Raw genomic sequence first — 20,518 nt, 5'->3', positions numbered from 1 at the left:
CCCAGCGGAGCGCGCGGTGCCGCCCGTCCGGGCGTGACGCCGCCCGCCTCCGCGTGGCCGCGCGCCGGCAGCAGCGAGTGTGTGGTGGCGAGTTCTGGACGATTGTCGTTCCGCGAGAGTCCCAGGCCGCGCCGGGGATGCGCCCGCCCTGCCGGGGCGCGGCGCGGCAGCCCGCGCCTGGCCCTGGCGGCCATGCTGTCCGCCGGCGTGCCGGTCGGGGAGGTCCGCGCGCAGGAGAGCGTGACCCTGGAGGAACTGTCGGTCGAGCATGTCGGCGAGGGCGCCGCCCGGACGACGGCGTCCGGGCGCGGCAGCATCGGCCTGATCGGTCCGACACCGGGCTACGGCGCCGGCGCGGCGGTCAGCGCGACGCGCACGGCCACACCGCAGATCGACGTGCCCGTGGCCGTGTCGGTGGCGCCGCGCGAGACGATCACCGATATCGCCGCCACCCGCGTCGACCAGGTCTTCGACTACCTGCCCGGCGTCGCCCGCCAGAACAATTTCGGCGGCCTGTCGATCTTCAGCTACGCCATCCGCGGCGTGACCACCTCCGAGATCTACAAGAACGGCTTCCCCCTCAATCGCGGGACGCCGCCGCCGCCCGACGCCCAGAACATCGAGCGCATCGAGGTGCTCAAGGGGCCGGGAGCGGCCCTGTTCGGGCGCAGCGACCCCGGCGGGCTGGTCAACCTGATCACCAAGCAGCCGACCGCCGAGCGGTTCGTCGAGTTCGGCAACCAGGTCGACTCGTTCGGCCTGACCCGGGGCACGATCGATGCCGGCGGTGCGCTGAGCGCGGACGGCACGGTGCTCTACCGCTTCAACCTCGCCGCCCAGGGTGCGGGCAGCTTCCGCGACTTCGTCGACAGCGACCGGCTCCTCGTCGCGCCGGTGGTGAGCTGGCAGGTCACCCCGGACACGCGGATCACGGTCGAGACCGAGTTCGTGAAGAACCGGATCGTCTTCGACCGGGGCGTCATCGCGCTGAACCGGCAACTCGGGTTCCTGCCCGTCTCCCGCTTCCTCGGCCAGCCCGGGCAGAGCACCTATCAGAACAACAACACGCTGCAGGTCCGCGTCGACCACCGGTTCGACGAGAACTGGCAGCTTCGCTTGGCGACCTACTTCAACACGGGCGATCTCGCGGGCGAGTCGGCGGAGATCCGCGCCATCGCTGCCGACAACCGCACGGTCTCGCGCGACCGCAACGTGCGCGACTACCGCTGGGACGTGGCCGTCGGGCAGGCCGACCTCGTCGGGCGCTTCGATACCGCCGGCATCGGCCACACGCTACTGCTCGGCATGGACCGGGAGAGCACCGACAGCCGCACGCAGTACTTCCGCTCGAACTTCCGCACGAGCCCGTTCGCCCTGGACATCTACGCCCCGGTCTACGGGCAGGCGCTGCCGCCGATCACCATCCCGCGTAACAACCTGGAGCGGATCACCAACACCGGCCTCTACGCGCAGGACGAGATCGTCCTGAGCCCCGAATGGCGGGCGCTCGTCGGTGTGCGCCTCGACATCTTCGAGCAGAGCTTCCGCGAGCGTGCCGTCCGCAGTCAGGTCGACCAGTCGCGGGTCGCCGCGTCGCCCCGGGCGGGCCTCGTCTACCGGCCGATCCCGGAACTCGCCCTCTACACCAACGTCGGCACGAGCTTCCGGCCGAACATCGGCCCGGACGCCGCCGCCGTGACCCGCGGCACGGCCCTGCCGCCCGAGACCGGCCTCGGCTACGAGGTCGGCGCCAAGTCCGAGCTGTTCGGCGGCAGCCTGCTCCTCACCGCCGCCGCCTTCCGGGTGGAGCGGGAGAACGTGCTCACGCCCGATCCCGCCAATACCGGCTTCTCCCTCGCCGCCGGGGCCGTCCGCAGCCAGGGGTTCGAGCTGACGGCCCAGGGGCAGATCACGCCCGAGCTGAAGCTCCTGGCCGGCTACGTCTACGCCGACGCCCGGGTGACCAAGGACAACGTGCTCCCGGTCGGAGCCCCGCTCATCAACGTGCCGCGCCATTCCGGCAGCCTCCTCGCGGTCTACGAGCCGGAGGGTGCGTGGCGCGGCTTCGGCATCGGCGGCGGCGTGCGGGGCGTGGGCGCGCGCGCCGGCGACGCGGCCGGCTCCGGCTTCACCCTGCCGGCCTACGTCGCGGTCGACGCGCTCGCCTACTACCGCTTCGACAATGCCCGGATCGCGCTCAACGTCGAGAACATCTTCGACACCGCGTACTACGAGAGTTCGCTGAACGTGTTCCGGGTCTATCCGGGCTCGCCCCGGCGGATCACGGGCTCGGTGACGGTGCGGTTCTGATGGCGGGCCCGCGGCCCCCGTCCAGGCAGCCGCCGGGATCGTCGCTCCGGCGAGAGGGCGCGCCTGCGGGACTCCGCAGGCCGACCGCTTCTGCGCTATGTCGGATTCCGTGCTGCACGGCAGCAGCGACGCGACAGGCCCGGGCAACGGGGCCGAGGGGACGGTATTCGGGTGGGTAAGGCTTTGATGGAAGCGATCGTCCCGTCCGATGGCACGGCGCCCCGCGTCGTGCGGCGCCGCATCGTTCTGCTCTACCTCGTCCTGATCGCGGCCAACGTCGCCGCCTGGTCCTGGGCCTACAGCCTGTTCGCGGGGCAGCCGGCCCTGCTCTCGACCGCGCTGCTGGCCTACGTCTTCGGGCTGCGCCACGCGGTCGACCCCGACCACATCGCCGCCATCGACAACGTCACGCGCAAGCTGATGCAGGCGGGCCAGCGGCCGGTCTCGGTCGGCTTCTGGTTCGCCCTCGGCCATTCCACCGTCGTGGTGGTGGCCGCGGCCGCGGTGGCGCTGGCCGCCACCAGCCTGATCACGGCCTCGGAAGGCTACCGGGAACTCGGCGGCCTGATCGGCACAGGCGTCTCGGCCGCCTTCCTGATCCTCATCGGCCTGGTCAATCTCGTCGTCCTCGCGGGGGTCTGGCGCGCGTTCCGGCAGGTGCGGCGCACCGGCCGCTACGTCGAGGCCGACCTCGACATGCTGCTCGCCAACCAGGGCGTCCTCGCCCGGATCCTGCGGCCGCTGTTCCGCCTCGTGACGCGCTCCTGGCACATGTACCCGCTGGGCCTGCTCTTCGCGCTCGGCTTCGATACCGCCACGGAAGTGAGCCTGTTCGGGCTCTCGGCCGCCCAGGCGAGCCAGGGCATCGATCTCTGGACGATCCTGGTCTTCCCGGCGCTGTTCACCGCCGGCATGACGCTGGTCGACGCGACCGACGGCGTGCTGATGCTCGGCGCCTACAGCTGGGCCTATGTCCAGCCCATGCGCAAGCTGTTCTACAATCTCACCATCACCCTGGTGTCGGTGGTGGTCGCGCTGGTGGTCGGCACGCTGGAGGCGCTGAACCTCCTGGCGGACAAGCTCAACCTCCAGGGCTGGCTCTGGGAGCGGATCGCCGCGATCAACGACCATTTCGGCGTGCTCGGCTTCGGCATCGTCGGCCTGTTCGCGGCGGCGTGGCTCCTGTCGTTCCTCATCTACCGCCTCGGCCGGTTCGACCGGATCGACGTCAAGCCGGCCGACATCCCCTGACCGGCGTCGGCCGTGTCCACGCGGGACGTCCGGCGCCGGTGACCTGGGCCGATGTCGGAGCGCGCCGGATGCGCGCGGCGGGCTGAACCTACCCGGCCGCCTCGCTGAGCCTCAGGCCGGTGAACGTCAGCGTCGCCGTGTAGATCGGGGCGCCGGCCGCATCCCGGACGATCACCGTGTAGGTTTGCCTGTCCCCGTCGCTCGGGATCTCCCATCGCGCGACGTCCGGGAGGGAGATCATCGCTTCTCTGCGCGCAGCGTCGAAATCGGCGCACTCGGTCCCGTCCTCGTCGCGTTGCAACTGACCGTCGTGGATATCGAAGAAATAGCGCGGCACCCACGCCTCCGTGACTGGCTTCCCCTCACGAAAGCTAACTGGGATCGGAAACGCCGGTTCTCGGCGCGCGGCGCCCGATCCGCGCCGGTGACCGCGGCCGACGCCCTCGGATGAGCGGGCGTCGGCCGGGCCCGGCCGGCTATCCGTTCCGAGCCTTCCGGCGCTGGCGGCCGTGCCGTCGCGTCGCCGGATCGCGTCCCCGAACGGACACGTCGCGCGGGGCTGCGGATCGGAAGTGAGAGCGCCGCGCGACGGCGTGCGCGGCGTGACGGGACCGCTGTGGCCGTTCCGGCCGGGCCCGTGCCTCCGGACGGGCGGTCGCGGACCCGCGGTCTCTCAGCGGTCTCTCGTCTTCGTGGTACGGGAATCCTGCGTCTTGTTTCCGTCGTCGGCCGGCGAGGCGCCCGGAACGCCGGTGTTGCCCGAGCCCCCGCCCCTCTCTCCGCCCTTCATCTGATCGCCGTGCTGCATCCGCTGCCCGCCCGACCCGGACGGCGCTGGCCCGGACGTCGATCCTCCGGCGGCGCCCTGCGCCGTTGCCGCGCCGGCCGTGCCGAGAAGGAGCGACGACACGAGGACGAAGATCCGGATTGAGGTCATGATGTTCTCCCGAAAACTACCATTGGGCAAGGACAGAAAGCTGTCTGAGTTCCGGATTGTCGCAAAATATCGATCTTGAGCTCATAATGTTATGTTTTTCTTATTGAATACTGCGGATCGACGTGCCGAAATATCCGATGGCGGTCCGGGTGCGCGCGCATCGGCGGGCAAACCGCCCGGATCGCGCCTGAGCTGTGGGACGCCGACGTGGACCGGCCTCCCCGCCGGGAGCCCGCAGATCGGTCCGACACGGCGCGGCGGGCCGCGCTGAGAGCCGCTCGGAGGGCCGGAGGGGCCGGTCCGCCGACGATGCCGGCACGAAATGACCGCCGCGGCGTGAGCCGGGCGGTCCAGGTGGTCTCGGGATGTCCAGAGTTAGACGATCGCGGGCCGCGCTTAATCCGCGCCGCGCGGAGCGGACTGCCGTGCCGGCCGCGCCGGCCGCGTCGTCCGGCGGGTCTCGTCGTGCTGCGGCGCTCGCGCGCCATGTCGACGTCGTCGGCGGCGATGCCGACGCGTCGGTCCTGACCCGCGTCCGCGACGAGGACACGCGCCCCATATAACCGTCGCGGGAGCGCGGGCCTCCGGGAGGCCGTCCGTGGCGGCGCGGGATCCCGCAGAGCGCCGGGTTCGACGCGGTGCTTCCCGATCGGAGCCGCGCAAAGCCGGGGGACGAGGAGGACCGAGATGCTGCACGACAATGTCGAGCGAGGCCGCTTCGAGCTGCAGGTCGGCGGTGACGTCGTCTTCGCGACCTATCGGCGGGAGCCCGGCCAGCTCGTCATCAGCCACGTCTACGCGCCGCCGGTCCTGCGCGGCACCGGGGCGGCCGGCCGGCTCATGGAAGGCGTCGCGGCGCACGCGCGCGCCGAGGGCGATCGGATCGTGCCCCTGTGCGGCTACGCTCGGGCGTGGCTGCGCGGGCATCGGACGCATCGCGACCTGCTCGCGTGAGGCCGCGACCGGGCCGGGATCGGCCGCCGCCGGGGGCCGGTGCCGGGATCGCCTGGCGCTAGGTCATCCGTTGCGCCACGTGCCGCCGCCGGCGCTGGACGGCCTCGCGGATATGCGCGACGAGCAGGGCGACGAGGCGGATCTCGACGCTCTCCGTCCGCCTGTGGGCCTCCATCCGGATCGTCTCCGCCGCGAGCGCGTCGGCCTCCCGCTCCAGATGATCGAGCTCGACCGGATCGGCGCTCGACACGGACAGCCAGATCTCCAGGAGGCGCATGACCCGGGTGGGCGGCTGCAGCGGCCGGAAGCGCCGATACAGGCCGATGCCCGCCGCGCCGAGGGAGGCCAGCGCGCTGATCATGAGCCCGACCCAGTAGGCCGCGTTCTGCGCCTGATCGCTCAGGCTGGGCTGGTTCCCGGTCAGGTACGCCGTCGCGCCCGGGTGGATCGGGAGCGCCTGGACCTTGTCGTCGGTGTCGGGAGCCTCGATGCCGGCCAGATCGTCGTCGAGCGCGACGAGCCGCGGCTTGCCGGTGAGAACCTCGCGGGTGATCTCGCCGGCGAGCCAGTCCGGCATGGCGCCGCGGGCCACGAGCCGGTGGCTGACGGACAGCGTGGTGATGTCGTCGCCCGGGGCCGGCAGGGAGCCGAGGAACGCGCCCTTGGGCACGTCGATCGTGTCGAGCACGGGGTGCTCCTTGGCGATCGCCGCCGCCTCGTCGACCTCGAAAAGCTTCGCCGTCCCGGAGCCTTTGCGCAGCGCCGTGAACAGGGGCAGCCACAGCGCGCTCCCGACCGGAGCCACCACGAACACCGAACCGATCTGGCGGCTGCGGGCGGCCTCCGTCAGCTGGTCGATCCTCAGGATCCGGCGATGCACGCTGCTCGGGGGCACGCCGAAATGCGTCAGGATCAGGTCGAGCAGGAGCGGGTCGAGCTTCCGCCCGTCGAGGAGACCGACGGTGCTGCCCCGCAGCTTGGCCACGCTGTCGACGGGGCTGCCCCCGGGCGCGACGAAGACCACCGCGTCGCGGCGCAGGATGACCAGGGTCTGCCCGTCCTTCGGCGCGGCGTCGCTGCGCACCAGGGCGAGCTGGGTCTCGCCCTTGTCCAGGGCCGCCGAGGCGCCGAGGCGATCCGGCTCGAAGATCGTCCGGATGCGCACCCGCGGATGCTGGGTCTCGAAGAGCTGCGTGAGGGCCTGCGCGGCCTCCCGGTCCTCGGTGCTGGTCTTGGCGACCGCGATGTCGAGGGAGAGCAGGCCGAGGAGGAGATGGATGAGCAGAGCAGCGACGGCGGCCCCGGCGATGACGCCGAGGACGATGACTGTCGTTCTGGAACGCCGGATCATCCGTGCCGCGCTGACCTGCCGATCCGCCAGCATAGCGCGCGTGTCTGGCCCAGTCTCCCACTCCCGGACAGGATCGGTCGACGCTCCGCCCCATGCTGTATCTTGCTCGGGGCGCCGCGATCAGTTCATCTGGCGGTGCCGGTCCTGGACCTCCTGAAGGGCGAGCCTGCGGCCCAGCGTCATCAGCAACGCTTCGGCCTGCACCTTGAGCTTCGCGTCCCGCAACTCGCTGATCGCGTACATCGCCGCGATGGCGTGATCCGCTGCCAGCTCGAGAGGCGACGTCTCCGCACGCGGCACGGCCTCGTCGGCCATGTCCTCGAACATCCGCATCCGGGTGATGTCGAGGAGAATGCCGCTGCCGCCCTGGAGCCGCTCGACATGATCGCCGGTGAAGCGCCCGCGCACCAAGACCCAGCGCGTCCGACCGTCCGCCGAGGTCACCCGATGCTCGGCGAGGTACGGTGTCCCCTCGCGGGCGCTGCGCCGAATCAGATCATCGATCCGCTCGCGATCGTCCGCGTGGATGCTGCTCATGTAGCGGCCGAGCGGGACGCCTTCCTCGGCCTCGGCCGGATCGACGTTGTACACCAGGGCGACGAAGGCGTCGGCCCGCACCCGATCGACGCCCGCGTCCCATTCCCAGCGGCCGACGACGTCGAGCGCGTCCAGCGCCGTCTGGAAGGTTTCCGAGGCTGTTTGCCCGTCTAGAGGCTTAAAAGCTGCCACCCGAGCACCCGTATTCAGTTAACAGTAACATACGTTGGTCCTAAAGCGCTGCAACCGCAAGGGGCATAATCTGGTCTGCAATCAACTGTTGCGTGCCGGACACGGATCGGCTTCGGCGAGCCGCCGGGGCCGGGTGCCGACGACGGGCCGCGGGCGGTCCTTGCGGATCGGAACCTGGACACCCATTATGACTACAGTGGTCACGGAGGGCGCCATGCAGGAGATCCAGCTTCGGGACGCCAAGGCGACGCTGTCGGCCGTCATCGACCAAGCGAAGCAGGGCGCGCCCTCGATCATCACCCGCCACGGCCGCCCCGAGGCCGTGCTGCTCAGCTTCGAGGACTGGCAGCGGCTGTCCCGCGTCCCGTCGTTCGGCCGCCTGCTCATGGCCGCGCCCGTCGCGGCGGACGACCTCGCCCCCCCGTCCGGCGGGCTCAGAAGCGCCGAGCTGTGAGGCGGTGTACCTCGTCGACACCAACGTGCTCTCGGCCGGCGCGCCGACCAAGGCCGTTCCGGCCGTCGCACTGATCGACTGGATGGACCGGAACAGCGCGGGGCTCCACCTCTCGGTCGTCACGATCGCCGAGATCGAGGACGGCATCGCGAAGAGCCGCAGGGACGGTGCCGCGTGCAAGGCCGAGCGCCTCGCGGCGTGGCTGGAGACCTTGCTGCACCTGTACGCCGCCAAGGTCCTCCCGATCGACCTCGCCGTCGCGCGCCAAATCGGCGGGTTGTCCGATCTGGCGCGCGGACAGGGGCACGCGCCCGGCTTCGCGGATCTCGCGATCGCCGCCACCGCGCGCTGCAACGGCTGGACGGTCTTGACCCGGAACGTGCGGCACTTCGCGCCGCTCGGCGTTCCCGCCTGCGATCCCTTCGTCGCGCTGCCGGCCGATGGGCGGTGATGGCGTCGCGCCCGTCACCGCGGGGCCGCGGCGGCGTGCCGATCGCGGCGGGACTATCGGGACGGTGCGCAGAACTCGGCCGTGAGACCGGCGAAGGCCGCCCGCAGGAAGGCGTCCACGGGACGGTCACCGTCCGCCTGGATCCAGGCCTCGATCGCCAAGCGCATCGCACCGAGCGACGCCATGGCGACGAGGCGCAGCGGGGCGCTGCGGACGGGATCCGGCCAGCGCTCGATCAGCGCGGCATGCAGGGCCTGCTCGTGCAGGCCGTAGGCCGCCTGCTTGCGGGCCTTCAGGGTCTCGCTGGACCGCATGACGCGATCGATACTGATGAACTCCTGGGTCCGGAAACCTGTCGACAGCGCCAGCAGGGCGTCCCGGACGGCCTCGACCGGGACCTTGCCCTCCGGCTGGGCCAGGACGGCCTTGCGCAGCGCCGCGCCGAAGCCGCGCATCTGCCAGTCCAGCAGGATCTCTTCCTTTGACTTGAAGTAGTAGAAGAAGGTTCGACGCGAGATGCCGGCCGCCTCGGCGATCGCGTCCAAGGTCGTCGCCTCGTAGCCGTGCCGGCTGAACAGCAGCAGGCCGGTCTCGGCGATCCGTTCCAGTGTCTCCTGCCGTTTTCGCGCGCGCAGGCTGCCGGGCTTCGGTGGCGGGCTCCCCATGCCGGCGTTGTGACATGCGATTCCGCACTTGCAAAGTTGCACGCGGTGCAATTATATTTTTTACACCGAGTGCGATTTTGATGCGCGGTCTCGGGATGCGGTGCGGAGTCCGGTCGGGCGCCCGCCCCTTCCTGCCGATATCGGCAGCCTCGTTCGCCGTCGGGGCCTCCGTCGGCGAACGGAATTCGGTTGGCGCGCGCCGGGGGGGGCGAGGGCGCGTCGTGATCGGGCTGCGGCCGGCGATGCGCGGCTCTGCGAACCCTCCTGGCTCCCCTCCTCTCGCGAAAGCCCTCCCCATGCTCGAGTCTTCCGGTCCGACAGCGGCACGGCCGTTGCCCAACCGTCGGCAGGTCGGCGCCATGCTGCTGGGAACCCTGGCCGCGGGTGTGACGCGGCCGGCCATGGCGGAGCCCGTCGTCGAGGACGTCCGGATCGTCGACTTCGACTGGGTCGACGGCGCGCGCCAGCGACCGGTGCCGGTACGCCTGTACTGGCCGAACACGTCGTCGCTCCGGCGCCGCATCCCGCTGGTCGTGTTCTCGCACGGTCTCGGACAGTCCCGGACCGGCTACAGCTATCTCGGTCGGCACTGGTCGTCCCACGGGATCGCGAGCCTGCACCTGCAGCACGTCGGCAGCGACAGCTCCGTCTGGACCGGCAATCCCCTGGCCCTGCTCGACCGGATCGAGCGGGCGGCGCAGGAACGGGAGGCGATCGCCCGGGCGCGCGACCTGCGCTTCGCCCTGGACCGCCTCCTCGTTCAGGACGGGGGCGCCTTCGGAGACCGGATCGACCCGCGACGGATCGTGGCGGCCGGCCATTCCTACGGCGCCAACACGACTCTGATCGCCGCGGGTGCGCGCGTCGTCCGCGACGGGCACGCCCTTCAGGCGCGGGATCCGCGGATCGCGGCCGGGATCGTGATCTCGGCGCCGCCCTTCTACGGCGAGCGCGACCTCCGGGCCGTCCTGGGCGCCGTCGAGATCCCGACCCTGCACGTGACGGCGACCGAGGATGTCATCCAGCTGCCCGGTCGCACCTCGCCGTTCAGCGACCGCCTCGCCGTGTACGAGGCGATCGCGACGCCTCGGAAGTCCTTGGCGGTCTTCCAGGGCGGCTCGCACAGCATCTTCACCGACCGTCCCCTCACGGGCGGTCTGAACCTGAACCCGCAGGTCAAGGCGGCGACCGCCGCCGGGACGCTGGCCTTTCTCGACCTGGCCTTCCGCGGCGATCCGGAGCCGCTGCGCGCGTGGTCCTCGACCTGGCGACCGATCCTCGCCGTCGCGCCCGCGGGCTACGCGAGCGCGTCGCTGGCGCAACCCGCGATAGTGACCCGCGGAAAGGACCGGACGCGCGCCCAGCCCGTGGAGCCGCTCTGACGGGCCGCTCGTCGCGCCCCCTGGCGGCTGAGGTCAGGAGCCCGGCCTCCTCCGCGAGGTCGGTGCACGGGGTCGGCGCCTCGGGTCAGGTCGCTTCGCGCGCCGTCAGGGTGCGGTCGACCAGCTCGAGGATCCGTTCCCGGTCCAGCGCGGTCCCGAACAGGATCCGGTAGAGGATCGGCGAGACGACCCCGTCCAGCACCGCCTCGGGGTCCGGGAAGGCCTCGCCGCGGGCCACGGCCCGATCCGCGATGATCGCGATCTGATCGCGGGTGAAGCTGCAGCATCGCTGGGCACAGTTCGCGTCCGCCGCCGCCAGGACGTCCCGGATCATCTCCCGCCCCGGTGCGGACGACATCTCGTCCGCGTACTGCTCCGCCCACGCCTCGAGATCGGTCCGGCCGCTCCCGGTATCGGCCGGCTCGCCGTCGGGACGGAGCCGCTCGACCGCGACATCGGCCAAGAGCTCGGCGAGCGTGCCCCACCGGCGGTAGATCGTCGACGGCGTCACGCCGGCCGCGGCGGCCACCAGGGGCACCGTGATCTCCGAACGGTCCGTCGTGGTCAGGAGCGCGCGCACCGCCGCCTGAACCGAGGTCTGCACCCGCGCGCTGCGGCCGCCCGGACGCGGCCCTTGCCTCGTCGTCATCCTGCACTCTGCCATCTGGGGCGCCACAAACGCAAAGATATTGCGTTTGTGGCGCGAAGGGCCTACGCATCAAACGCAACGGATTAGCCTTTAGGTTCGCCAATGACCAGGGACCGCAAGCTGAAAGTTGTGGCTGTCGCGGGCAGCGGCACGCTGTTCTTCCACGCGGCGGTGCTCGGCACCTTCCTCGCCGCGTCCGCCGCTCCGACGCCGCTGTACCGGTTCTACCAGGAGACCTACGCGCTCTCCCCCGTGCTCACGACCGCGGTGTTCGCCGTCTACGCGCTGGCGCTCCTCAAGGCGCTCCTCGTCGCCGGGTCGATCTCGGACCATCTGGGCCGACGGCCGGTGATCTTCGGCGCGCTGCTCCTCGAGCTGGTGGCGATGGCCCTGTTCACGACGGCCAGCGGGGCGTGGGGACTCATCGCGGCGCGTTTCGTCCAGGGCGTGGCGACCGGCATCGCGGCGAGTTCGCTGGGCGCCGCGCTCGTCGACGTCGACCGGGCGCGGGCCCAGCTCGTGAACGCGATCATGCCGCTGATCGGGATGGCGGCGGGCGCGCTCGGGACCAGCGCCCTCGTGCAGTACGGCCCGCACCCTCTCCACCTCGTCTACGCGATCCTGGGCGCGGTGTTCGCCGCGCAGGCCGCGCTCCTCTGGCTCACGCCCGAGACCGGCGAGCGCCGCGCGGGCGCCCTGCGGGCCCTGAGGCCGCGCGTCGTGGTTCCGCCACAGGCCAGGCGGCCGCTGGCCGCAATCACGCCGACCAACATCGCGACCTGGATGCTCGGGGGCTTCTATCTCTCCATCGTTCCCTCGCTGGTCGTCGCCGCGACGGGCAGCCGGACCCCGTTGACGAGCGGCGTCATGGTCGCGGCCCTGATGGTCGCCGGCGCCTTCGCGGTCCTCCAGCGGCGCGGCCGGGACGCCGCGGCCAACCTGACGATCGGGACGCTCGCCATGACCGCCGGTCTCGTCATCGTGCTCGCCGGCATGCACGGCGGGAGCGTGCCGGTCCTGATCGGCGGGACCCTGGTCGGCGGGGCCGGCTTCGGGACGAGCTTCCTCGGCGCCCTCGGCACGATCGTCCCGCTGGCGAAGCCGAGCGAGCGGGCGGAGCTCCTCGCGAGCTACTACGTCGAGAGCTACCTGGCGTTCAGCCTCCCGGTGATCTGTGCCGGGTATCTCGTGCGCCGGATCGGCTACGTGACGACCGCCGACCTCTACGCGGCCGCGATCCTCGCCATGAGCGCGGCCGGGTTCCTGGCGCGGCGGGCGCTGACGTCGCGACGCGTCTCGGCCGGCTGACGTACCCTGCCTGCGGCGCTCCGGTCGGGTCCGCGTCCCGGACGGTCACCGAAGCCGGCCGCCGGGCGCCGGGGGCCCTCGCGCGATCGCGCCGCCAATAGCCGTCGTGCCGGCCGGGGCGATCCCGGCGCGACCGTCCCGGCCCGGCCGCGTTGACCCGGATCAACGTCGCGCGAACGGGACGGCCGGTATCGGCACGCTCCCGGGACGCGGAGCCGAGCGGAGGCATCATGCGAGACTTCACCGTCGCCTGGGACGCGAACCGGCTGGCCTGGGTGCGGGAGCGCGTGCGGGCCTACCGCATGCCGCGCCTGCCGACGGGGGCCGGCTGGCGCTACGGCTGCGATCCGGACGTCCTGGCCGACCTGTGCGCCCACTGGCTCGACGGCTTCGACGAGGCCGCGGCCGCGGCCGAGCTCAACCGCTTCCCGCAGATCCTGGCCCGTGTCGAGGATCTCGACCTGCACGCCGTCCACGTCGTCGGAGAGGCGGAAGGCCGGCGCCCGCTGCTGCTGATCCACGGCTGGCCGGGTTCGATCTACGAGTTCTGGTCGGTGATCGAGCCCCTGGCCTTCCCGTCGCGCCACGGCGGGCGGCCGGAGGACGCGTTCGACCTCGTGATCCCGGCGCTGCCCGGCTTCGGCTTCTCGGGCAAACCCGCCGCGCCGATCGGCGCGCGCAGCACGGCGCGGCTGTTCGACCGCCTGATGCGCGAGACTCTGGGCTACCCGCGCTACCGGGTTCAGGGCGGCGACTGGGGCGCCGGGGTCGCGGCCTGGCTCGGTCTCGACCACGCCGCGTCGCTGGAGGCGATCCACCTGAACTACCTGCTGGTGCAGCCCGATGCCGAGCCGGAGAGCGCCGCGGAGCGGGCTTGGCAGAAGCAGGCCGGAGCCACCCAGCAGGCGCTCGGGGCCTACGCGCAGCTGCAGGGCACCAGGCCGCTCTCGCTCGGCTACGCCATGGCGGACGAGCCGGTGGCGCAGCTGGCGTGGCTGGTCGAGCGCTTCCACGACTGGGCCGACCTGCGGGAGCGGCCCTTCGCGCAGGTCTTCACGAACGATCAGCTCCTGACCAACGCCCTGCTCTACATCCTCACCGATTCCTTCGCGACGGCGACGTGGTTCTACGCCGGCGCGCAGCAGGAGGGCGTGCGCCGGATGCCGCCGGGGCGGCGCGTCACGGTGCCGACGGCCTTCGCGGCCTACCCGGATCCGCGCACGCCCGCGCCGCCGCGAGAGTGGCTGGAGCGCGGCTACGCGGTCTCGCGCTGGCAGACGATGCCCCGCGGCGGCCATTTCGCCGCCATGGAGGCGCCGGACCTGTTCGTCCGGGACCTGCGGGACTGGGGCCGCGGCTGACGGTGTCGTCCCGCCGCATCGCGGGCTCAGCCGGACCCGGCGGCACGAACCGGATCTTCTAGATCAGCGCGTAACCCGCCCCGTCCCGCTCGATCCGTCCGCGGGCGGCGAGGTGCATCCCGGTCACGCTCAGGCCCTCCGCCGCCGCGCGGTCGAGGATGCGCCGGCGGGTCGCGATCGCCTCCCCCGGATCGGTGTCCCAGATCACGGTCCAGTCCGGGTGCGGCATCTGCAGGAGCCGCGAGTGGATGACGTCGCCCCAGATCAGCAACCGGTCCGCGCCGTCCGCGATCAGCACGCCCATGTGACCCGGCGTATGGCCGGGGAGCGGCATCGCGCGGATGCCGGGGGCGAGCTCGGCCTCGCCCGAGAGGCGGCGGATCCGATCGGGGTAGGCGGCGAGCACGGCCTGCGCCGTCTCGAACATCGGCCGCAGGGCGTCGGGCGCGGTGGCCCGCGCTCCCGCATCCGACCAGTAGGCGACCTCGCGCTCCTGCACCACGAGCTCGGCGTTCGCGAACCGCGCCAGGCGGCCCGGCGTCAGGAGACCGCCCACGTGGTCGGCGTGGAGATGGCTCAGCCAGATGGTCTCGACCTGGTCGGGCCGCACGCCCTCCGCCGCCAGCGCGGCGGTCACCCGGTTGAAGTCCGGTCCGAAGACCGTTCCGCAGCCCGCGTCGAGCAGCCAGTGGCGCGCGCCGCGCCGGATCAGGAAGGCGTTGACCGGCTCCGGCGACGGGCCGTCCCCGGAAAGACCGGCCCCCGTCAACAGAGCCCGTCCGGCCGGGCTCTCGGCCGCGGGCATCATGCGCGGCTCCAGCGGGAACAGCCCGTCGCGCAGGGGCGTCACGGTGAAGGCGCCGACCCGGTAGGGCGCGGCTCCGGTCGCGGCCGCGCCGGGGCGGTGCAGGCCGAGCGGCAGCAGGGCGGCGGCGGCGAGCAGGCTGCGGCGGGACAGGTGAGAGGCCATGGCGGGCTCCGCGGGAGACGGGACGCCGCCATCCTGCGGGGCGCGTGGGGCGCGGGCCAGGGACGTCCTCCCGCCCGCGACCGGGCATTCTTCCCGCGCTGGCTCGGCGCGGCTTGCGCGCCGGGACGTTCCCAGTGCCAAATCGCCGCGTCGCTTCGAGCCCGGCCGTTTCGCCCCCATGAGCCTGCCCGCGCATCTCGGCCTACGCCTCCTCGTGGTCGCCCTCCTGTGCCTGGCCGGAGCGGTCGCCTGGACCGGCTTCGCGGCCCAGGCGAGCCTGCAGCGGGAGGCCGCGACCTCGGCGGAGCGGATCGCCGCGCAGCTCGCGCGTCAGCCGGGTCTCGGCAGCGCCGGTCCGGTCGCGATGCCCGCCGCGCCGCCGCAACCCGCACCGGCCCTCCTCACCATCCTCCCGGGGATCTGCGCCGACATCCAGCTCGGCGTCGAGTTGCCGCGGCGCGTCTGCGGCGACTGGGACGGCCTCGATGCCGCCCCCGCGTGGTTCCGGGAGGCGGTTACGGGGGACGCCGCGGCCGCGCCGACGATCCGCGCGATCGTCTTCCGCGAGCGCACGATCGGCAGCGTCACCGCTTGGCCCGATCCGATCGCCGCGGCGGCCCGCGTCTGGCAGCGGGTGCGTCTCGCGGGCGGGCTCGCGCTCGCTCTGACAGCGGCGACACTGCTCCTCAACTGGCTCGCGGTCATGCGCCTCGTCGCGCCCGCCGGGCAGATCGTGCTCGGGCTGGCGAGGCTCGACGCGGCCCGGACCCGGTCGCCGCTGCCGCGCTTCGCCGCCGCCGAGTTCGACCGGATCGCACGCGCCTGCGATGACCTCGCCGACCGGCTCGCCCGCGCGGAGGCCGCGCGCGCGGAGCTGATGCAGCGGCTCGTCACGGTGCAGGAAGAGGAGCGGCAAGCGCTCGCGCGGGACCTGCACGACGCCTTCGGCCAGTGCCTCGCCGCCGCGGGTGCCCGGGCGGCCGCGATCGAACTCGCCGCGCCCGACGACCGCGAGGATCTGCGCGCGGACGCGCGCGGCATCGAGGCCGTCCTCGCCACCATGCGGGAGAGCCTGCGCGGGGCGCTGGCGCGCCTCGAACTGCCCGACCTCGCCGAGACCGGGCTGGAGGACGCGCTGCGGGGCCTCGTGGCGGATTGGCGGGCGCAGCTCAGGTCCGGCACGGCCCTCCATCTCGACGTGGCCGGCGACCTCGCCGACATGCCCGTGACGGTGTCGGCGAGCCTCTACCGCATCGCGCAGGAGCTCCTGACCAACGCCCTCCGCCACGGGCGTCCGAGCCGGATCTTCCTGCGGGTCGTCCGGACGGAGACCGGAACGCGGACGGTGACGCTCACGCTGGACGACGACGGCAAGGGCGATGTCTCTCGCACGGCCTCCGGCACCGGCCGCGGCCTCGTCGGCATCCGCGCGCGGCTCGCCGCCCTCGGCGGCAGCTTCACGCTGACGGGTACCGGCAGCGGGATCCGCGCCTGCGCGACCGTCCCGACCGCGGTCTGAGGCGTCTCATGCCCACGTCCATCCTCCTCGTCGACGACCATCCGGTGGTGCGCGAGGGCTATCGCCGCCTGATCGAGCGACAGCCGGGACTCGTCGTGACGGCGGAGGCGGCGAGCGCGGCGGAGGCCTACCGCCAGTACAAGGCGCACGGGCCGGATCTCGTGATCCTCGACCTGTCGCTCCCGGGGCCGAGCGGCATCGAGGCCATCCGGCACATCCGTCAGTGGGACGGGGCGGCCCGCATCCTGGTCTTCAGCATGCGCACCGGAGCCGTCGTCGCGCGCCGAGCCTTCGCCGCGGGGGCGTGCGGCTACGTCACCAAGGCGAGCCCGCCGCGCGCGTTGCTGGCGGCGGTGGCGGCCGTGCTGCGCGGCGAGCGGGCGATGAGCGCCGACATCGCCCACGCGATCGCCCAGGACGAGGTGGCGGGCGGGCGCTCGGCCGTCGACGCGCTGAGCCCGCGGGAAGTCGAGATCCTGAGCCTGACCGCGGGGGGGATGACGGCGCAGGCCGTGGCCGAGGCCCTCTGCTTGAGCCTGAAGACGGTGCACAACAACCTGTCCGGGATTCGCGCCAAGCTCGGTGCCCGAACCGATGCACACCTCGTCTGGATCGCCGTGGGCGTCGGGCTCGTGTGCCCGCCCGAAGAGCTGGCCGGCAGGGCGTGACGGGGACCGAGCGCATCTGTCTGAGTGACGGATGATCCTTCCCGACATCCATCGCTGAACTGCGCGCCGCGTTTAATCCGCGCCGATGCGTGCGTGAGGGCACTCCGCGATTGCATGTCACCATCTATTTTGCCATCGCGGCACGAAATGATGCGTGAAGTCACGGTTGGTGATTTTGCCGAGACTGCGGATTAAATGACGATTACATGGAGAGGGCGTCGCTCCTCTTGGTTGGCGAGGTGCGCCGGTCGCGGGCCGGCGGGGAATAACCGTGCGCCGATGGCCGTGTGGTCGATCGTGGATCTCCCGTCGGTCGTCTTCTCTCGCCCCGCGGACGAGGCGCGCATCACCGCGCAGGCAGATCGGATCGGAGATTGAATCGGGAGGCTCGCCATGACTGTCGGACAAGCGATGACTCGTGGAGCGATCATCGGCCTGATCGCGCCGTTTATCTGCATCCATGCGGCGCTGGCAGCCGCGTTCACGGGGACGGGCGGCGGCCCTGAGACCACGATCAACGCGCCGTACCGCTCGTCGGTGGGGCAGACGGTGCCGCCCGGCGCGGGGGCCGCGCCGCTGCACGATCCGCGCGAACGGACGCGACGGCAGAAGGACCTCGACGCGGTCCTCGGCAGCGTCTGCGACAAGTGCTGACGCCGTCGCGACAGGTCCGCCTCGAACATCGACCGACACGAACGGGAACGAGCATTTGCGTCCTCCGCACGACATCCGAATTCTCAGCCAGGTGCGCTGCCACCTCGGTGAAGGACCGAGCTACGATCCGCGCACCGGGACGGCGTGGTGGGTCGATATCCTGGAAGCGCGCCTGTTCGAGAAGCCGATCGCGAGCGCCCAGAAGGCGCTCGTCCACGTCCTGCCCGTCCAGGTCAGCGACATCGCGGCGATCGACGGCGCCCACCAGTTGCTCTCGGCGGAGGACGGTCTCTACGTCCGGTCGATCCGGGACGGGGATATCCGGATGCTCTGCCCCCTCGAGGAGGATCTGCACGACAACCGGTCCAACGACGGCCGCGTCCATCCGAGCGGCGCGCTGTGGATCGGCACGATGGACCGCGACGCCACCAAGGGGCGCGGCTCGATCTATCACGTGGCCGGCACGAAGGTGCACCGCCTCTTCGGCGGCCTGACGATCCCCAACGGCATCAGCTTCTCGCCGGACGGCGCCACCGGCTACTTCGTCGATACCGACGTCGGCGTGCTTCACCGCGTCCCGCTCGATCCGAGGACCGGGCTGCCGCGGGGACCGGTCGAGATCCATTTCGACCACCGCGGTGGCGAGGGCGCGATCGACGGCGCCGCCGTGGATGCCGAGGGGCTGATCTGGACGGCGCGCTTCGGCGCCGGCTGCCTCGACGCCTACAGCCCCGCGGGCGAGCGGGTCCGCACCGTGTCGGTGCCGATGCGGCAGCCGACCTGTCCGACCTTCGCGGGACGCGATCTCGACCGCCTGCTGGTCACGTCCGCCTACGAGGGCATGGACGTGGCGGACCGCGCCGAGGATCCGGAGCATGGCCGGACGATCCTGATCGACGTGGGCGCGCGGGGGCTGCTGGAGCCGGCCTTCCGGCTCTGCGCCTGACCAGGCCGGACCGCAATTCTCGCCCGCCCTCGCCGGACCTCAGCCGGCGCGTCGAAGCGCAACACCCAGGAGACTCCATGACCGACGCGGGCGAGCGCCCCTATCAGCCGATCGAAGCCTACGCCCTCCTGAGCAACTGCGAGGGGTGCGCGCTCGTCGCCCGCGACGGATCGATCGACTGGGCCTGCCTGGAGCGCTTCGACGCCGACCCGGCCTTCTCCCGGCTGCTCGACCGCCGGCGCGGCGGCCATTTCTCCATCCGCCCCGAGGGGCGGTACGAGACGGCGCGGCAGTACCTGAGCCGCAGCAACATCTTGGAGACCACCTTCACCACCCCGGACGGCTTCGTGACCCTGCACGACTTCATGGTCGGGCCGGAGGGCGGCCCGCACCGGCCGCTCCTGGTCCGGCTCGTCAGCGGCGTGTCGGGCCGTGTCCCGATGGTGGTCGCCTACCGGCCGCTGGCGGGCTTCGCCGAGTCCTTCGCGCCGCCGGAGATCGCGGGCGGCCGGGTGACGGCACCGGGATGCCCGGGCCTCGTCGCGGATGTCGAACTCGTGCGGGACGGCGCCGGGGCCGCCGCGCGGTTCGTCCTCGAGGGCGGGCAGGCGCGGAGCTTCAGCCTCTACGGCGATGCCCAGCCGGACGCCCCGCCGGACGCGCGCGCCCTGATGGAGCGGACGCGCAAGGCTTGGGTGCTGTGGACGCAGGACGCCGCCTACACGGGACCGCTCGCCGATGAGGTGATCCGGTCGGCGCTCGTGCTCAAGGCGCTGACATACGCGCCCACCGGCGCGATGGTCGCGGCGGCCACGACCTCCCTCCCCGAGGAGATCGGGGGGATCCGCAACTGGGATTACCGGTTCTGCTGGATCCGCGACGCGTGCCTGTCCTTCTACGTTCTGAAGAAGTTCGGCATGCTGCGTGAGGCCGAGGCCTTCTTCGGGTTCGTATCCGACCTCTGCGCGCGGGCGGAGGGGCGGCTGCGGCCGCTCTACAGTGTCTCGGGCGAGGCCGACCTCGCCGAGACCACGATCGCGCATTTCGAGGGCTGGCGGGGCAGCGCGCCGGTGCGGGCCGGCAACGAGGCTGCCGAGCAGCATCAGGCCGACGCGTACGGGCAGGTGCTCGACCTGCTCTACCTCTACACACGCCTGGGCGGCACGCTCCCGGAGGCGATGCTCGGGCACGGCGCCCGGCTGGCCGACATCTCCGCCGCGCACTGGCACCGCCCCGACGCCGGTCTCTGGGAGCCGCGCAAGCCCGAGCAGCGCTACCTCCACGCGGCGATCATGAACTGGGTCGCCCTGGACCGGGCGATCCGCCTGTTCGGCCAGCGCGAGACGTGGTGCCGGGAGCGCGACCGTATCGTCGCCTGCGTGAACGGCCCGGGGATCCACCGGGACGGCTACTACCCGCAATATCTCGGCGGTGACGACGTCGACGCCGCCCTGCTGATGGCGCCCCTGGTCGGCTTCCCGGTCGACGAGGCCGCCTTCGCCCGGACCGTGGACGTCGTCATCGAGCGCCTCGGGCACGGCCACCTCGTCTACCGCTACCGGAACGACGACGGCCTGCCCGGCCACGAGGGCACCTTCCTGCTCTGCGCCTTCTGGCTGGTCGACGCGCTGCTCTGGCTCGGCCGGGACGCGGAGGCGCGGCTGCGCTTCAACGCCCTGCGCGCCCTCCAGAACGACGTCGGCCTCTACGCCGAGGAGGTCGCGCCGGACGGCGCTTTCCTGGGGAACTTCCCCCAGGCCTTCAGCCATCTCGGCTTCATCCACAGCGCCCTGATGCTCGACCTGTTCGACCACGGCGGTCGCGCGGCGGTGCAGGGCACCTACGCCGACCGGTCCCTGCGCGAGACGGCGCTGCGCCGGACACCGACCCTGGGCGGCCCCGACTGATCGCCGCCCGCCATCCGCCCGTCCGCTGTCGCCACCCCTCATTCAGCACAGG

General features: G+C 72.1%; 19 protein-coding genes. 13 read left to right on the top strand and 6 right to left on the bottom strand.

What is annotated here, in order from left to right; translation table 11 throughout:
- Nucleotides 1-192: 192 nt before the first annotated feature.
- A complete protein-coding gene (locus BMY19_RS10495) occupies nucleotides 193-2,310 on the top strand; it encodes a TonB-dependent siderophore receptor (protein ID WP_170862943.1) in 2,118 nt (705 codons plus the stop codon).
- 186 nt (nucleotides 2,311-2,496) lie between these two features.
- Nucleotides 2,497-3,561, top strand: coding sequence for a HoxN/HupN/NixA family nickel/cobalt transporter (locus BMY19_RS10490; protein WP_091981621.1), 1,065 nt, complete (start codon nucleotides 2,497-2,499; stop codon nucleotides 3,559-3,561).
- Between the two features lie 88 nt (nucleotides 3,562-3,649).
- Here BMY19_RS10490 and BMY19_RS10485 read toward each other — a convergent pair whose 3' ends face one another.
- Nucleotides 3,650-3,898, bottom strand: a complete 249-nt coding sequence (locus BMY19_RS10485; RefSeq protein ID WP_100251654.1) for a DUF6894 family protein — start codon at nucleotides 3,896-3,898, stop codon at nucleotides 3,650-3,652.
- A gap of 1,287 nt (nucleotides 3,899-5,185) precedes the next feature.
- On the opposite strand from BMY19_RS10485, the gene BMY19_RS10475 reads away from it, so the two are divergent.
- Nucleotides 5,186-5,452, top strand: coding sequence for a GNAT family N-acetyltransferase (locus BMY19_RS10475; protein ID WP_100251652.1), 267 nt, complete (start codon nucleotides 5,186-5,188; stop codon nucleotides 5,450-5,452).
- Nucleotides 5,453-5,510: 58 nt separating this feature from the next.
- Here BMY19_RS10475 and BMY19_RS10470 read toward each other — a convergent pair whose 3' ends face one another.
- Nucleotides 5,511-6,803, bottom strand: a complete 1,293-nt coding sequence (locus BMY19_RS10470; protein WP_244534886.1) for a TAXI family TRAP transporter solute-binding subunit — start codon at nucleotides 6,801-6,803, stop codon at nucleotides 5,511-5,513.
- A 120-nt stretch (nucleotides 6,804-6,923) separates the two neighbouring features.
- On the bottom strand, nucleotides 6,924-7,421 hold the full coding sequence (locus tag BMY19_RS10465) for a PAS domain-containing protein (protein ID WP_348529855.1): 498 nt from the start codon (nucleotides 7,419-7,421) through the stop codon (nucleotides 6,924-6,926).
- 325 nt (nucleotides 7,422-7,746) lie between these two features.
- Here BMY19_RS10465 and BMY19_RS10460 point away from each other — a divergent pair, with 325 nt between their 5' ends.
- Together BMY19_RS10460 and BMY19_RS10455 are read left to right on the top strand one after the other, a co-directional pair.
- On the top strand, nucleotides 7,747-7,986 hold the full coding sequence (locus BMY19_RS10460; RefSeq protein WP_026605131.1) for a type II toxin-antitoxin system Phd/YefM family antitoxin: 240 nt from the start codon (nucleotides 7,747-7,749) through the stop codon (nucleotides 7,984-7,986).
- A gap of 4 nt (nucleotides 7,987-7,990) precedes the next feature.
- Nucleotides 7,991-8,437 carry a type II toxin-antitoxin system VapC family toxin gene (locus BMY19_RS10455; protein WP_100251649.1) on the top strand — a complete coding sequence of 149 codons (447 nt, stop codon included), beginning with the start codon at nucleotides 7,991-7,993 and terminating at the stop codon, nucleotides 8,435-8,437.
- A 53-nt stretch (nucleotides 8,438-8,490) separates the two neighbouring features.
- On the opposite strand, the gene BMY19_RS10450 is transcribed toward BMY19_RS10455, so the two are convergent.
- Nucleotides 8,491-9,102, bottom strand: a complete 612-nt coding sequence (locus BMY19_RS10450) for a TetR/AcrR family transcriptional regulator (RefSeq protein WP_100251648.1) — start codon at nucleotides 9,100-9,102, stop codon at nucleotides 8,491-8,493.
- Nucleotides 9,103-9,461: 359 nt separating this feature from the next.
- On the opposite strand from BMY19_RS10450, the gene BMY19_RS31625 reads away from it, so the two are divergent.
- Complete coding sequence (locus BMY19_RS31625) at nucleotides 9,462-10,484, top strand: alpha/beta hydrolase family protein (protein ID WP_280141617.1); 1,023 nt, start codon at nucleotides 9,462-9,464, stop codon at nucleotides 10,482-10,484.
- Nucleotides 10,485-10,569: 85 nt separating this feature from the next.
- Here BMY19_RS31625 and BMY19_RS10440 read toward each other — a convergent pair whose 3' ends face one another.
- A complete protein-coding gene (locus BMY19_RS10440; protein ID WP_026605129.1) occupies nucleotides 10,570-11,133 on the bottom strand; it encodes a TetR/AcrR family transcriptional regulator in 564 nt (187 codons plus the stop codon).
- Between the two features lie 102 nt (nucleotides 11,134-11,235).
- On the opposite strand from BMY19_RS10440, the gene BMY19_RS10435 reads away from it, so the two are divergent.
- Complete coding sequence (locus BMY19_RS10435) at nucleotides 11,236-12,441, top strand: MFS transporter (RefSeq protein ID WP_100251646.1); 1,206 nt, start codon at nucleotides 11,236-11,238, stop codon at nucleotides 12,439-12,441.
- A gap of 230 nt (nucleotides 12,442-12,671) precedes the next feature.
- A complete protein-coding gene (locus BMY19_RS10430) occupies nucleotides 12,672-13,802 on the top strand; it encodes an epoxide hydrolase family protein (RefSeq protein ID WP_056531084.1) in 1,131 nt (376 codons plus the stop codon).
- A gap of 58 nt (nucleotides 13,803-13,860) precedes the next feature.
- Here the strand turns inward: BMY19_RS10430 and BMY19_RS10425 are convergent, their stop codons facing one another.
- Complete coding sequence (locus BMY19_RS10425) at nucleotides 13,861-14,772, bottom strand: MBL fold metallo-hydrolase (RefSeq protein WP_100251645.1); 912 nt, start codon at nucleotides 14,770-14,772, stop codon at nucleotides 13,861-13,863.
- A gap of 178 nt (nucleotides 14,773-14,950) precedes the next feature.
- On the opposite strand from BMY19_RS10425, the gene BMY19_RS10420 reads away from it, so the two are divergent.
- The 5 genes from BMY19_RS10420 to BMY19_RS10400 all read left to right on the top strand — a co-directional run bounded on the left by BMY19_RS10420 (nucleotide 14,951) and on the right by BMY19_RS10400 (nucleotide 20,466).
- Nucleotides 14,951-16,291 (top strand): sensor histidine kinase, encoded by a 1,341-nt coding sequence (locus BMY19_RS10420; RefSeq protein ID WP_100251644.1) that lies wholly within the window; start codon nucleotides 14,951-14,953, stop codon nucleotides 16,289-16,291.
- A gap of 8 nt (nucleotides 16,292-16,299) precedes the next feature.
- Nucleotides 16,300-16,959 (top strand): response regulator transcription factor, encoded by a 660-nt coding sequence (locus BMY19_RS10415; protein ID WP_100251643.1) that lies wholly within the window; start codon nucleotides 16,300-16,302, stop codon nucleotides 16,957-16,959.
- A 411-nt stretch (nucleotides 16,960-17,370) separates the two neighbouring features.
- The gene (locus BMY19_RS10410) at nucleotides 17,371-17,613 is read left to right on the top strand and encodes a hypothetical protein (protein ID WP_020094409.1); all 243 of its coding nucleotides are present in this window, start codon (nucleotides 17,371-17,373) and stop codon (nucleotides 17,611-17,613) included.
- 55 nt (nucleotides 17,614-17,668) lie between these two features.
- Nucleotides 17,669-18,559, top strand: coding sequence for an SMP-30/gluconolactonase/LRE family protein (locus BMY19_RS10405; protein ID WP_056531092.1), 891 nt, complete (start codon nucleotides 17,669-17,671; stop codon nucleotides 18,557-18,559).
- A gap of 77 nt (nucleotides 18,560-18,636) precedes the next feature.
- Nucleotides 18,637-20,466 carry a glycoside hydrolase family 15 protein gene (locus BMY19_RS10400; protein ID WP_100251642.1) on the top strand — a complete coding sequence of 610 codons (1,830 nt, stop codon included), beginning with the start codon at nucleotides 18,637-18,639 and terminating at the stop codon, nucleotides 20,464-20,466.
- Nucleotides 20,467-20,518 lie beyond the last annotated feature (52 nt).

It is taken from the genome of Methylobacterium sp. UNC300MFChir4.1 (genome assembly GCF_900110155.1).
Lineage (GTDB): Bacteria > Pseudomonadota > Alphaproteobacteria > Rhizobiales > Beijerinckiaceae > Methylobacterium.
The sequence above is the reverse complement of the archived record's forward strand: the minus strand, read 5'-3'. Positions and strand labels throughout refer to the sequence as shown.

What these genes read in the sequence shown, in the direction of transcription:
- BMY19_RS10475 (WP_100251652.1), top strand. Translation starts at nt 5,186, where the DNA reads ATGCTGCACGACAATGTCGAGCGAGGCCGCTTCGAGCTGCAGGTCGGC.
- BMY19_RS10430 (WP_056531084.1), top strand. Translation starts at nt 12,672, where the DNA reads ATGCGAGACTTCACCGTCGCCTGGGACGCGAACCGGCTGGCCTGGGTG.
- BMY19_RS10400 (WP_100251642.1), top strand. Translation starts at nt 18,637, where the DNA reads ATGACCGACGCGGGCGAGCGCCCCTATCAGCCGATCGAAGCCTACGCC.
- BMY19_RS10425 (WP_100251645.1), bottom strand. Translation starts at nt 14,772, where the DNA reads ATGGCCTCTCACCTGTCCCGCCGCAGCCTGCTCGCCGCCGCCGCCCTG.
- BMY19_RS10415 (WP_100251643.1), top strand. Translation starts at nt 16,300, where the DNA reads ATGCCCACGTCCATCCTCCTCGTCGACGACCATCCGGTGGTGCGCGAG.
- BMY19_RS10450 (WP_100251648.1), bottom strand. Translation starts at nt 9,102, where the DNA reads ATGGGGAGCCCGCCACCGAAGCCCGGCAGCCTGCGCGCGCGAAAACGG.
- BMY19_RS10460 (WP_026605131.1), top strand. Translation starts at nt 7,747, where the DNA reads ATGCAGGAGATCCAGCTTCGGGACGCCAAGGCGACGCTGTCGGCCGTC.
- BMY19_RS31625 (WP_280141617.1), top strand. Translation starts at nt 9,462, where the DNA reads ATGCTGCTGGGAACCCTGGCCGCGGGTGTGACGCGGCCGGCCATGGCG.
- BMY19_RS10435 (WP_100251646.1), top strand. Translation starts at nt 11,236, where the DNA reads ATGACCAGGGACCGCAAGCTGAAAGTTGTGGCTGTCGCGGGCAGCGGC.
- BMY19_RS10420 (WP_100251644.1), top strand. Translation starts at nt 14,951, where the DNA reads ATGAGCCTGCCCGCGCATCTCGGCCTACGCCTCCTCGTGGTCGCCCTC.
- BMY19_RS10410 (WP_020094409.1), top strand. Translation starts at nt 17,371, where the DNA reads ATGACTCGTGGAGCGATCATCGGCCTGATCGCGCCGTTTATCTGCATC.
- BMY19_RS10495 (WP_170862943.1), top strand. Translation starts at nt 193, where the DNA reads ATGCTGTCCGCCGGCGTGCCGGTCGGGGAGGTCCGCGCGCAGGAGAGC.
- BMY19_RS10490 (WP_091981621.1), top strand. Translation starts at nt 2,497, where the DNA reads ATGGAAGCGATCGTCCCGTCCGATGGCACGGCGCCCCGCGTCGTGCGG.
- BMY19_RS10440 (WP_026605129.1), bottom strand. Translation starts at nt 11,133, where the DNA reads ATGACGACGAGGCAAGGGCCGCGTCCGGGCGGCCGCAGCGCGCGGGTG.
- BMY19_RS10470 (WP_244534886.1), bottom strand. Translation starts at nt 6,803, where the DNA reads ATGATCCGGCGTTCCAGAACGACAGTCATCGTCCTCGGCGTCATCGCC.